Genomic DNA, 13,550 nt, shown 5'->3' with positions numbered 1-13,550 from the left:
TATGTTATAATACATTGTAGTTGTAATTAAAAAAACAGATTAGTACTTTCTATAAATTTCATATATAATTTGAATTTATAGCTATTATTAAGGAGGAATCTCGGAAATGAAAAAAGGTATAGCTGCGTCTAAAGGTTATGCAATAGGAAAAGTATTTTTACAAGAACATGAAGAAATAGTAATAACAGATGCAAAAGTTTCTAATGTAGAAGCAGAAAAAGAAGTGCTACAAAAAGCTTTAGAGCAAGCAAGGGCTCAACTAACTGCTATTAGAGATAAAGCTTTAGCAGAAATAGGAGAACATGAAGCTCAAGTTTTCGAAGCTCACCTAACTTTATTAGATGACCCAGAATTTACTGGTGGGATGCTATTAGAAATAGAATCAAATAGCGTCAATGCAATGAAAGCGGTTGAAAGCGTTACAAATATGTTTGTAATGATTTTTGATTCAATGGAAGATGAATACATGAAAGAAAGAGCTGCTGACATAAAAGACGTTTCTAAGAGGATAATTTCAAACTTAGCAGGAAAAGGTGGAGATGCATTTGCAATAACTGAAGCAAATACTGTAGTTGTAGCTCACGATTTAACTCCATCAGATACAGCTCAATTAGATAGAAGCAAAGTTGTTGGTTTCTTAACTAATATCGGAGGAAGAACTTCTCACTCTGCTATTATGGCTAGAACATTAGAAATACCAGCAATAGTAGGTCTAAAAGATATAACTACATCAGTTAAAAATGGAGATACTATTATAGTTGATGGTATTGAAGGAATATGTATAATAAATCCTGAGCAATCAGTTATAGATGAATATACAGCTAAGAGAGAAAAGTTCTTAGCAGAACAAGAAGAATTAAAGAAATTAATAACTGTAAAGACAGTTACTAAATCAGGAAGAAGAGTTGAAGTTTGTGGAAACATAGGTTCACCAGCAGATGCTGAAGCAGTAGTTGCAAATGGTGGAGATGGTGTTGGACTATTCAGAACTGAGTTCTTATACATGGATAGAGATTCAGCTCCAACAGAAGAAGAACAATTCGAAGCTTATAAGAAAGTTCTTGAAATAATGGATGGAAAACAAGTTGTTATAAGAACACTAGATATTGGTGGAGATAAAACACTTCCATACTTACCATTACCACAAGAAATGAATCCTTTCTTAGGCTACAGAGCTATAAGATTATGCTTAGATAGAAAAGATATATTCAAGGTTCAAATAAGAGCTTTATTAAGAGCTTCTGTTTATGGAAATCTTGCAGTAATGTTCCCTATGATTTCAGGTTTAGAAGAATTCCAAGCTGCAAAGGAATTTGTTGATGAATGTAAAGCTGAATTAAAATCAGAAGGAATAGAATACTCAGAAAAAATTCAATGGGGTATAATGGTTGAAATCCCTGCTGCGGCTGTATATGCAGATGAATTAGCTAAGCATGTAGATTTCTTCTCAATAGGAACAAATGATTTAATTCAATACACTTTAGCGGCTGATAGAATGAGCGAAAAAGTATCATACCTTTATAATCCAATGCATCCAGCTGTATTAAGATTAATAAAGATGACTATAGATGGAGCTCATAAGCATGGCAAATGGGTTGGAATGTGTGGAGAAATGGCTGGAGATGAAGCTGCAATTCCAACATTAGTTGAATATGGTTTAGATGAATTCTCAATGAGTGCTACATCAATCTTAACAGCTAAGAAAATAATATTAGAACAAGAATAATTAAAATAAAGAAAAGTCGCATACTATAAATGCGACTTTTTTATTTTAAATTAATATCTTATATGCATAATAAATATATAGGATTAACTAAGGTGGTGAAAATATGAAAAAAGTTCTAGAAATGTTTATTGCATTCTTTAAAATAGGAGCTTTTACCTTTGGAGGCGGATATGCAATGATTCCATTAATAGAAGAGGAGGTTGTTAATAATAAAAAATGGATTGAAAAAGAAGAGTTTATGGATGTATTAGTTGTATCACAAAGTCTTCCAGGTGCATTAGCGGTTAATTGTTCAATATTTCTTGGGTATAAAATTGGAGGATTAATAGGCGCTATAATGGCTCTATTAGCAGTCATATTACCATCGTTTTTAATAATTATCATAATTGCAGCTTTCTTTATGCAGTTTAGAAATAACTATTATGTTAATGCTGCTTTTAAAGGGATAACTGCAGCAGTTCCTATGTTAGTACTAGTTGGAGCAATAAGCTTGAGTAAGGGGTTAGAAAAGAATAAAAGAACAGTTCTAACAATAATAGTAGCACTTATAGCATTAACATTTTTTGATATTCATCCAATTATAGTAATAATGGCATCAGCTATATATGGAATCATCTTTTTAAGAAGGAAGGTGAGCTAGTTGGAGTTATTGATAAAATTATTTTTTTCTTTCTTTAAGATAGGTTCATTTAGCTTCGGTGGAGGCTATGCTATGCTTCCTTTTATTCAAAGAGAAATAGTAGAAAATAATAATTGGATTAGTATAAATGAATTTTTGGATATTATAGGAATATCACAAATGACACCAGGACCAGTTGCAATAAATTCAGCAACATTCGTAGGGTACAAATTAGCTGGGGTTTTAGGAAGTGTTATGGCAACTTTAGGAGTAGTTATAACATCCTTTATATTAGTATCTATAATTAGTAAAACATTAGAAAAATTTAAAGAATCTACAGTTATTAAAGCAGCATTAATGGGAATGAGACCAGTTCTAATTGCTTTAATAATAAAAGCTTTTTTAGATCTAGCTAAAGAATCCTATTTAGATTTAAAGAGTATCATAATAACTTCGATAATAGGAGTAATACTATTAAGTAAAAAAGTACACCCTATATTAGTTATAGTAATAGCAGCAATAATAGGATTAATATTCTACTTATAAAAATTAAAATGAGGTAATTATAAATGAGAAAAAAGGGTATAAAGACTTATGAAAAAGCACTTAGTTTATATAATGATGGATATATAGATAAAGCTATATTAGTTTGCGAGGTAGGTATATCAAGAGACTTACAAGATTCAAATTTACTTAATTTAAAAGGCCTACTGTTATATTTAAAAGGAGATCTTGAAGATGCAATCTCATTATGGAAAATAAACAAATATAATAATGAAGATGAAATTTCCGAAGCGTATTTAAAAGATATAGAAAGAGATTTCCAAAGAAGAGATTTATTTAAAGATGCAGAAAAATTAATAGAAGACTTAAATATAGATGCAGCTATAGAAGTTTTGATGTATTGTAAAGAAAGTGACTATAATTCTATAAATGTAAATAATGCTTTAGCAATATGTTATATGAGAAAAGGGCAATATGATGATTGTAAAAGATGCATTGAAAAAGTATTCTCTTTAGATAAGGGTAATATATTAGCTAATAGTATTAATAAAGAAATAGATGAAATATTAAATACAAACAGTAATAGAAATATTGGAATAAAACCCATTCTAGTAACATCTATAATATGTATTATTATAGTATCAGGAATCCTAGTGAAATATAAATTACAAAATAATTCAAAAAATAATACAGAAAGTAGTTTTGATATAGCTAATAAAAATGAAAGTATAGTGGAAGAAAATTCGGGGGGAATTTTAAATTCTATTGATAATAGTACAGAAGAAATTAGTAATGAGACAGAAGAAGTCAGTAATGTTATGGAAGAAATTAATGATGGTATAGAAGATAAAGAAGAAGTTGATTTAGAACACAATGCATTAACAGAAGAAGAAATAAGAGAAAATTATATTGAATCAACTAATTTGTTTGCTGAAGAAAATTATGATGCGGCTAGAGATATATTAGAGGATACAGTTTTATATTCAGAGAATAACCATTTAAATGATGATATAATATTTTTGCTAGCTTCAACGTATGAAAGATTAGGGATGAATGACCAAGCAATAAAAAGTTTTGAAAAGTATATATCTAGCTACGAAAATGGGAACTATATAGAAGAGTCTTATTATAAGATATCTTTACTTTATAAGGATTTGAATACTGATAAAAGTAAATACTATGCAAAAGAGCTTGCATCTAAGTATTCAAACTCAATTTATAATAATAGTAATATAGACGATATCTTAAATAATTAACTATAGGAGTGACGCAGATGATAACGGTAATAAAGGGAATTAAGGTTTATTCTCCAGAATACCAAGGAGAAAAAGATGTAGTAATATCATCAACTAAAATTGAAGGGATATATGAAAATCTAAAGATTCCTAAGGATTTTATAGATATAAAGATTATAAATGGAGCAGGAAAATTACTTTTTCCTGGCTTTATTGATTGTCACGTTCATATTAATGGTGCTGGTGGAGAAGGAAGCTTTAAGACTAGGACTCCAGAAATAAAATTAACAGACTTAACAACTGCTGGTATAACAACAGTTGTTGGGTGCATAGGAACAGATGGAATTTGTAGAGATATGGCCAGCTTGATAGCTAAGGCAAGGGCTCTAGAAGAAGAGGGTCTAACTACATATTGCTATACAGGTTCATATGAAATACCAGTAAAAACTTTAACTAATAGTATAAAGGGAGATATAATGCTGGTTGATAAGATTATAGGAGTAGGAGAAGTAGCTATTTCTGATAATAGAAGTTCTCAAGCTACATTTACACAATTTGCTCAAACAGTAGCTCAAGCTAGAGTTGGAGGATTATTAGCTGGAAAATCAGGAATAGTAAATATCCATTTAGGTAATGGAGATAGAAAGTTAAATTATTTATTTAAGTTAATTGAGGAAACAGAAATTCCAGCAACACAATTGCTTCCAACTCATATTAATAGAAATAAGGAATTATTTGAGGCAGGAGAAGAATATGTAAGCAAGGGTGGGTTTATAGATCTTACTACAAGTTCAGATCCTAGTTGTTTAGAACCAGGTGAGCTTAGAGCAAGTGAAGGATTAAGTATTTTGCTTAATAATAACGTTGATTTATCACATGTTACATTTTCTTCAGATGGAAATGGAAGTATGCCTATATTCGATAAGGATGGAAACTTAAGTAAAGTAGGTATTTGTGCAGTATCAACTTTATATGGAGAAGTAAGAGAAGCTATAAAAACATATAATATAAAAATTGAAGATGCTATTAAAGTTATAACATCTAATGTTGCAAATATATTAAAACTTTCAAATAAGGGAGCAATAGAAAAGGGAAAAGATGCTGATTTAGTTTTAGTAGATGAAAGTTCATTAGAAATAGATACTGTTATAGCTATGGGAAAAATAATGATTCAAAATGGGAAACCAGTAGTGAAGGGAACATTTGAATAATAAATAATAAATAATTAATAAATAAGTAATAAATAATTATTAACAATTGAAAATTGATAATTGAGTTGGAAATTCAGCTTTTGCTGAATTTCTTTTTTTATTAATATAGGCTAATAGTTTGAAAACTTAATATAATAAGCATAAGTTTTATATTTAAAATTATAAACTAGTAGGAATGTCTTTCGACATTCCTATGATCTTTTTAATATTTTGTTTTGAAAAATAAGTGTTGGCCAATAGATTTACTATCAGCTTTTTCAACATCTTGCATCCAGGAGCAAGTAGCTATAGCAGGATTATAAAAGAATAATGCTTCATTTGTAGGATCATTACCTTTTATAGCCTCATAAACTGCATTATAACATTCTTCAGTTGGGGTAACAGATATTTGACCATCTACTACACAAGAGAATGCCTTAGGTTGAAATATAACCTCACTAATGCTATTTGGAAATCCTGGACTTAATACCCTATTTAAAATAACCGATGCAACTGCAACTTTACCCTCATAGGGTTCACCTTTACTTTCAGCATAAACGATTTTAGCCATCAAATTTACGTCATCTTCTGTTAAATATAGTATGTTGTCATTGTAATTGAAAACCTCAATCACATTTTCTTTTTGCATATTTATTATAGTACTATTTACTTCTCCATTTAAATTAGTGCTTATTGAACTGTTAGAATTACCTACTAAACTAACATTTTTATAAGCAAACACAGGTATTTCTGCTGAAAATAAAAAGGTTAAAAATAAAATAGGTATTGTTTTTAAATATTTCATAAATAACCTCCTTTTGGATAATATATAATCCAAAATTATTATTTCCAAAAGGAAAAATTTAATACACATTATTTTTCCAGAATATTTTTGTAATTAGAATAAGCATCTATTACATCATTTCTTTTAGAAGTAGCGTTCTTATAATTTTTGTTAATTTCTTTAGAGAACTTATCTATATCTGAACAAGTTTTCTCGTATATAACAGCTTCTTTAATAGATTTTAAATAGATATAGTACATATTAAAATATTCATCTAAAGCATCATATATATCCATGCATCCATCTGGAATAGACATAGATATAATTTTAGATTTCAAATTTTCATAAGATTTTTCCTTGCTATATAAATCCTCAACTATAACCTGTAAATCTCTTTTGTCTTCTCTTATTTTATTGATAGCAGGCATTAAATCTTCATTTAATGAGTTAAATTCTGAATTAAATGAATCAAGACGAAGAAAAAATTCTCGTTGTTGCGTATTTTGAAACTCAGAATCTCTATTAACTTTAATTATAGTATTCAAATAATTATAAGTATTATCAAAAAATTGTAATGTATCATTAGAAAAATCTATATTAATTTTGTCTTGTGCTAAAATAGAATAATCTTTTAGGCAAATTTCTTTAAAGGAATTAAAGTTATCTAAATCAGCACTAGACGTTATGTCCTTAGGATTAGAGAGAATATTAATACAATTATCATATAAGGATATAGTAGAGCTTATAGCATTGCTTAAATCATTTTTTATAGATGAAATTTCAGAATCAGTATCTTCGACTTGAGAAGTTAAATTTAATAATTCTTTTAGTTTATTTGATCCAGATACTAAAAGGTCGTAGGATTTAGTTGTATCAATAGTTAAATCTTTTATACCTGATTCAAGATTTGTATTTACAGTATTTAATTCATTACCAATACTTTTTAGAGTTCTTTTAGCTCTATTGGAATCTGAGTTATATATGATAAAAAACATTGAAAATGATAAGAGTAACAGTAGCGATATTATGAATACCGTTAAATTTTTATGATCCTTGAACAAAGTACTAAGTTTTTCTTTCATAATTTTATCACCCCATATAAATTTCTTTACATAAATTTATATTACAGTAAAGTGAAAAATATTATAGAATTAAAAAAATTTTAAATATTATACTAAGAATTTACTTATTGGTGTATAATTAGTAGTATATGAAAATTAGGGGGGTGCCCTTTATGCAGGAGATTAGTACAGTTATAACAAACACTCTAAAAAATATATCTATATTTGCAGTTTTAGATATATTAGTAGTTGCCTATATATTCTATAAAGGATATATACTAATAAAAGAAACAAGGGCAGAACAACTTTTGAAGGGTATTATACTTATGGTGGCATTGATACCTATAAGTTATGTCTTAAAACTAGAAATGCTAAACTTCATTTTAAATAAGACATTGACCATTGGTCTTTTATCTGTTGTTATAATATTTCAACCAGAGATAAGAAGAGCATTAGAGCACATAGGAAGAAGTGCTTTTGAAGAATTACACAATATTCAAGATGAAGAAGAAAGAAACTTAACTGTAAATGAAATAATTAATGCAGTTGGAAACTTAGCAGAAACAAAAACGGGTGCATTAATAGTTATAGAACAGGCGACCAGATTAGGAGAAATACTTAATTCTGGAACTATTTTAGATGCAAAAGTAACTTCAAATTTACTAGAAAATATATTTGTTGTTAATACACCATTACATGATGGTGCTACTATAATAAGAAAAGATAGAATATTAGCATCAGGATGTGTACTTCCACTTACAAATAATAATACAATAAATAAAAAGCTTGGAACAAGGCATAGAGCAGCAATAGGTTTATCAGAAGTTTCGGATTCTATAGTTTTAGTAGTATCTGAAGAAACTGGGATAATCTCTTTAGCCATAAATGGTAGATTAACAAGAAATTATGATAGAGAAAAATTAAGAGTAATTTTACTTAAAATGATGCAACATAATGATAAGAAGAATGTTAAATCAGCTGGGGAGAGGGTGAAAGCTTGGATAAGAAGGAAAAAAGTAGATTAATAATACCAGTAATATGCCTTTTATTATCTATAGGCTTATGGGTTTATGTAACCAATGTAGAAAATAAAATAAGAACTACAGAAATAAGTAAGATACCAGTTGAATTAATTAATACAGAAGCTTTAACTAGCTCAAAATTAGCATTAACACCAAATCAGGAATTATATGTAACTTTAAAAGTTGAAGGAAATACAAGTGACATAAATAAAATAAAAAAAAGTGACTTTAAAGTTCAAGTTGATTTAAGTGAATATGCTTGGAAAAAGGGAGAAAATAAAGTTCCTGTATCTATAGTAGATTATCCGATTACGGTAAGTATAAGAAATACTAATACACTGACAGTATCGGTTAAGATAGAAGATATGGTAGAAAAAACTATGCCGATAACCTCAAATATTAAAGTTACACCAAGACAAGGATATTTTGCATCAGAGGCAACTATAGAACCAAAAGAAGTTAAGGTAACGGGAGCTGAATCAGTTGTTTCAAAGGTATCAAATTTAGTTGTCTCAGATAATAAAGAGGATGTTTTTGAAAATGTAGTAGGCAGTTATGATATAAAACCATTAGATGAAAATGGAAACGCGGTTGAGGGAGTTTTGCTTTCAGAAAAATTTGCTAATGTTGAAATAAGAGTTAGTAAAGGTAAATCTGTAAAAGTAAATGTAGTAACTACAGGAAAGTTACCTAATGGACTTAAACTAAAGTCCATGGAAAGCAATAAAAAGTTTGTGGAAATTTTAGGGCCTAAGGAGATATTAGATACAATAAGTGAAGTAAATTCAACTCCTCTAGATTTAAGTTCAGTAAATGAGAGTAAAGATGTATCGCTTGGGATAGTAGTTCCAGAAGGATTAAGAATATCTCAAGGGGAAGATTATATTACAGTTAAAGTTAATGTAATAAAATTTGCTACTAAGGATTTTAATGTGAAATATAGTATAACAGGGGAAAGTGAAGGCGTAAAAATTACACCAACTAAAGATACCATAAAGGTGACTATAAGTGGTTATGAAGATGAAATAGGAAATGTAACTGAAGAAAATATAAAAGCTTCTATAGATGTAAGTTCATTTAAGGAAGATGGAAGCTTTGAACAAGAGCCTAAAGTTACACTTCAAGGTTTAAATGAGAACTTCAGTGTAGTTTCTGTTGAAAATGTTGCATTTACAGTAGCAAAACAAGTTGCTCAAAAGCCACCTGAAACTAATAATAATGTTAATAATAGCAATAATAATGAGTAATTCAAGTGAAAAGATGCATAGGTATTTCTATGGATCTTTTTTTATTTATTAAAAAAGATATAAGTTCTCACTAATATTAAGTGAAGATAAAATTATTAAGATATATGGCTATTTACTTTTTATCTAAAGTTATTTATAAAATTAGATGATATAGATTATTTAATATAAGAAAATAGTAGAAAATAATACATATAAAAATAATACTACTAATAATAAATTTATGTTAAAATAAGGTGCAATCTAATGAATGTTTAATTTAAATTATATATAAGGTACAATAAAGCTTTGATATATAAGAGTGACTAATAGAAAGGGGATTATAATATGTCCATTAGAGTTAATAATATAGCTTTAAAGATAGATGAAGATAAAGACACATTGATTAAAAGGGTTTCTAAGAAGTTAAAGATTTCTGAATCAGAAATAAAAAATATTAAAATAATAAAAGAAAGCCTAGATGCAAGAAAGAAAAATGATATAAAGTACATATATTGTGTAGAAGTAGAACACAAAAATGAAGAAAAATTAGTTAACAGATTAAAAGATAAAGATGTAAAGTTTGAAGCACCTTCTTATAATGCAGAAATAGTTTCAGGGGATAAGGAGCTGAAAAATAGACCAGTAGTAGTTGGATTTGGACCAGCAGGAATATTCGCTGCATTATTACTAGCAGAAAAAGGATATAAACCATTGGTGATAGAACGTGGAGAAGATGTGGATAAAAGAACAGAGACTGTTGATAACTTTTGGAAAACAGGTGAATTAAATACAGAGTCTAATGTTCAATTTGGAGAAGGTGGAGCTGGAGCTTTTTCAGATGGTAAGTTAACAACAAGAATAAAAGATACAAGATGTGATTATGTTTTAAGAGAGTTAGTTAGAGCAGGAGCACCAGAAGAAATTACTTATGTAGCAAAACCTCACGTTGGAACAGACCTTCTAAAGGGTGTAGTAAAAAACATCAGAGAAAAAATAAAGGAATTAGGTGGAGAAGTTTTATTTTCATCTAAATTAGAAGATATAAAAAGCGAAGATGGTAGAGTAAAATCTATTATAGTAAATGGCAAAGAAATAGAATGTGAAAATCTTATTATTGCAATAGGACACAGTTCAAGAGATACATATGAAATGTTACATAAAAGAGATGTATTTATGCAACCTAAAGCTTTTGCAATTGGTGTTAGAATAGAACATCCACAAGAACTTATAAATAAAAGTCAATATGGAGATATGTATCAGCATCCAAAGCTTAAGGCAGCTGAATATAGGTTAACATATCAAAGTGAAAAGTTAAAGAGAGCTGTATATTCATTTTGTATGTGTCCAGGTGGGGTTGTAGTTGCAGCAGCATCAGAAAATGAGAGATTAGTATCAAATGGTATGAGTTATCATGCTAGAGATTTAGCTAATGCAAACTCAGCTTTAGTTGTAACTGTAGGACCAGAAGACTTTGAAGGAGATTCACCACTTAGAGGAATGGAATTCCAAAGACATTATGAAAGCTTAGCATATAAGTTAGGGGGAGGAAAGTATAAGGCTCCAGTACAATTAGTTGGAGATTTTATGCAAGATAAGGTTAGTACAAAGCTTGGCTCTGTTACTCCTAGTTATACAGCAGGATATGTATTTAAAGATTTAAGAGAGTGTCTTCCTGATTATGTAATAGAAGCGCTAAAAGAAGGTATAGTTGATTTTGATAAAAAGATAAAGGGATATGGAAACTATGACTCAATTTTAACAGGAATAGAGACAAGAACATCTGCTCCAGTTAGAATGACAAGAGATGAAAACTTACAAAGCATATCTATGAATGGGCTATTCCCAGCAGGAGAGGGAGCTGGATTTGCAGGTGGTATAATATCAGCTGCAGTTGATGGATTAAAGGTTGCAGAGAAAATAATTCAAGAATATAAACCAATGAAATAAATATTAAAGAAAATTCTGAAAATTTAAGTTTTCAGAATTTTTTTTGCTACAATATAAAGGGAAATATTTGTAAATTATATCAACAATTGATATAAATTTAACAAAATTATAGTGTATAAATATTAATTAGGGATTATAATAAATATTAAAGAAAGAAAATTCTTAATTATTAGAATAATGCTTGATTATAAAAAAACTTACACTATTAAATGAGGGGTGCTGAAATGAGTAAGAATTTTGATGACTTATTAAAAAAGGTCAATGGTTGTGCTAAAAAGAAAGTTGCAGTAGCAGTAGCACAAGATGAACCAGTATTAGAAGCAATTAAAGCTGCTAAAGAAAGGGGAATAGCAGATGCAATTCTAGTTGGTGATTCAGTAAAAATAAATGAAATAGCTGATAGGATTGATATGGATCTTACACAATTTGAAATTGTAAATGAGACAAATGTAAATAAAGCTGCTTTAGAAGCAATAAGATTAGTATCATCTGGTGAAGCTGATATGGTCATGAAAGGATTAGTAGATACAGCAACATTTTTAAGAAGTGTTCTTAATAAGGAAGTTGGCCTAAGAACAGGAAAGCTTATGTCTCATGTAGCGGTGTTTGAAATAGAAGGGATAGATAGATTAATTTTATTAACAGATGCAGCATTTAATACTTATCCAGATTTAAAAGCAAAGGTTCAAATATTAAACAATGCAGTAGAGGTTGCACATGCTTGTGGAATAGAACTTCCAAAAGTGGCTCCAGTATGTGCAGTAGAGGTAGTTAATCCAGATATGCCAGCAACAATAGATGCATCATTATTATCAAAGATGAATGATAGAGGACAAATTAAGGGTTGTATAGTGGATGGGCCTTTAGCTTTAGATAATGCTTTATCAGAAGAAGCCGCCCACCATAAAGGAATAACAGGAAAAGTAGCAGGAAAAGCAGATGTAATTTTACTTCCAAATATTGAAAGCGCAAATGTTATGTACAAAACATTAACATATACATCAAAATCAAGAAATGGAGGACTTTTAGTTGGAACATCTGCACCAGTAATTTTGACATCAAGAGCTGATAGTTTTGAAACAAAGGTACACTCCATTGCGTTAGCTGCACTAGTTGCAGAAGCAAAAAAATAATATAAAATATGGGGGAGACTTTGTTATGTCTTATAAACTATTAATTATCAATCCAGGATCAACTTCAACTAAAATTGGTGTTTACCAAGATGAAAAAGAGGTTTTTGTTAAAACCTTAAGACATTCCGCAGAAGAAATAGGAAAATATGATAGCATTTATAATCAGTTCCTATTTAGAAAAGAAATAATTATAAAGGCATTAGAGGAAAATAATATTGACGTAAAAAGCCTGAATGCAATCGTTGGTAGAGGCGGAATGCTAAAGCCAATGGAAGGCGGAACATATTTAGTAAATAATCTTATGTTGGAAGATTTAAAAGTTGGAGTCCAAGGACAACATGCTTCTAACTTAGGAGGAATAATTTCAAATGAAATTGCTAAAGAATTAAATGTACCAGCATATATAGTTGACCCAGTAGTTGTTGATGAATTAGAAGACGTAGCAAGAATATCCGGAGTACCTGAATTACCAAGAGTTAGTAAATTTCATGCTTTAAATCAAAAAGCAGTTGCAAAAAGATATGGAGTAGAGTCCGGGAAAGGTTATAAAAACTTAAATTTAATAGTAGTACATCTAGGGGGAGGAGTTTCAGTAGGAGCTCATAAAAATGGAAAAGTAATAGATGTAAATAATGCCTTAGATGGAGACGGACCATTTTCACCAGAAAGATCAGGAAGTGTTCCAATTGGTGAATTAATAAAGTTATGCTTTAGTGGTAAATATACAGAAAAAGAAATATATAGCAAGATAGTTGGAAAAGGCGGATTTGTAGCATATTTAAATACAAATGATGCTAGAGAATTAGAAAATTGGGTAGATGAAGGAAGAGAGGATGCTGTAAAGTATTATAATGCATTTGTTTATCAAATTGCTAAATCAATAGGAGAAATGGCAACAGTTTTAGAAGGGAAAGTAGATAGAATTATAGTTACAGGTGGAATAGCTTATTGGAAAAAGCTTATAGTTGATTTAAATACTAAAGTAGATTTTATAGCACCAATCATAGTTTATCCAGGGGAAGACGAGCTGTTAGCTTTAGCTCAAGGAACTTTAAGAGTTTTGAGGGGAGAAGAGATAGCTAAAGAATATAAATAAGCAGTTA

Annotated in this window: 12 protein-coding genes; 10 read left to right on the top strand and 2 right to left on the bottom strand. The window is 29.4% G+C overall.

What is annotated here, in order from left to right; genetic code table 11:
* The first annotated feature begins 106 nt into the window (after positions 1-106).
* The 5 genes from ptsP to iadA all read left to right on the top strand — a co-directional run bounded on the left by ptsP (position 107) and on the right by iadA (position 5,295).
* Positions 107-1,726, top strand: a complete 1,620-nt coding sequence (ptsP, locus tag NSA50_RS13975) for a phosphoenolpyruvate--protein phosphotransferase (protein ID WP_195264748.1) — start codon at positions 107-109, stop codon at positions 1,724-1,726.
* Between the two features lie 103 nt (positions 1,727-1,829).
* A complete protein-coding gene (locus tag NSA50_RS13970; RefSeq protein WP_195264750.1) occupies positions 1,830-2,366 on the top strand; it encodes a chromate transporter in 537 nt (178 codons plus the stop codon).
* Positions 2,367-2,891, top strand: a complete 525-nt coding sequence (locus NSA50_RS13965; protein ID WP_195264752.1) for a chromate transporter — start codon at positions 2,367-2,369, stop codon at positions 2,889-2,891. It abuts the gene before it with no gap.
* A 23-nt stretch (positions 2,892-2,914) separates the two neighbouring features.
* Positions 2,915-4,105, top strand: a complete 1,191-nt coding sequence (locus NSA50_RS13960; RefSeq protein WP_195430753.1) for a tetratricopeptide repeat protein — start codon at positions 2,915-2,917, stop codon at positions 4,103-4,105.
* Positions 4,106-4,122: 17 nt separating this feature from the next.
* Complete coding sequence (gene iadA, locus NSA50_RS13955; RefSeq protein ID WP_257445931.1) at positions 4,123-5,295, top strand: beta-aspartyl-peptidase; 1,173 nt, start codon at positions 4,123-4,125, stop codon at positions 5,293-5,295.
* A 202-nt stretch (positions 5,296-5,497) separates the two neighbouring features.
* Here iadA and NSA50_RS13950 read toward each other — a convergent pair whose 3' ends face one another.
* Positions 5,498-6,079, bottom strand: a complete 582-nt coding sequence (locus NSA50_RS13950) for a cell wall hydrolase (RefSeq protein ID WP_257445928.1) — start codon at positions 6,077-6,079, stop codon at positions 5,498-5,500.
* A gap of 68 nt (positions 6,080-6,147) precedes the next feature.
* Entirely contained in the window at positions 6,148-7,140 is a 993-nt protein-coding gene (locus NSA50_RS13945; RefSeq protein WP_207733816.1) for a hypothetical protein, read from the bottom strand.
* Positions 7,141-7,292: 152 nt separating this feature from the next.
* Here NSA50_RS13945 and cdaA point away from each other — a divergent pair, with 152 nt between their 5' ends.
* The 5 genes from cdaA to buk all read left to right on the top strand — a co-directional run bounded on the left by cdaA (position 7,293) and on the right by buk (position 13,543).
* On the top strand, positions 7,293-8,144 hold the full coding sequence (gene cdaA / locus NSA50_RS13940; protein WP_195264759.1) for a diadenylate cyclase CdaA: 852 nt from the start codon (positions 7,293-7,295) through the stop codon (positions 8,142-8,144).
* Positions 8,117-9,388: a CdaR family protein gene (locus tag NSA50_RS13935; protein ID WP_257445921.1), complete on the top strand. Its 1,272-nt coding sequence runs from the start codon at positions 8,117-8,119 to the stop codon at positions 9,386-9,388. The genes cdaA and NSA50_RS13935 overlap by 28 nt, the downstream gene beginning before the upstream one ends.
* A gap of 324 nt (positions 9,389-9,712) precedes the next feature.
* Entirely contained in the window at positions 9,713-11,314 is a 1,602-nt protein-coding gene (locus tag NSA50_RS13930) for an NAD(P)/FAD-dependent oxidoreductase (protein WP_195264763.1), read from the top strand.
* Positions 11,315-11,538: 224 nt separating this feature from the next.
* Positions 11,539-12,447, top strand: a complete 909-nt coding sequence (gene ptb / locus NSA50_RS13925) for a phosphate butyryltransferase (protein WP_195430754.1) — start codon at positions 11,539-11,541, stop codon at positions 12,445-12,447.
* Between the two features lie 25 nt (positions 12,448-12,472).
* On the top strand, positions 12,473-13,543 hold the full coding sequence (buk, locus tag NSA50_RS13920) for a butyrate kinase (protein ID WP_257445918.1): 1,071 nt from the start codon (positions 12,473-12,475) through the stop codon (positions 13,541-13,543).
* The last annotated feature ends 7 nt before the right edge of the window (positions 13,544-13,550 follow it).

The organism is Clostridium mucosae (assembly GCF_024622765.1).
Taxonomy (GTDB): domain Bacteria; phylum Bacillota; class Clostridia; order Clostridiales; family Clostridiaceae; genus Clostridium.
This window is presented reverse-complemented; position numbering and strand designations above follow the sequence as displayed.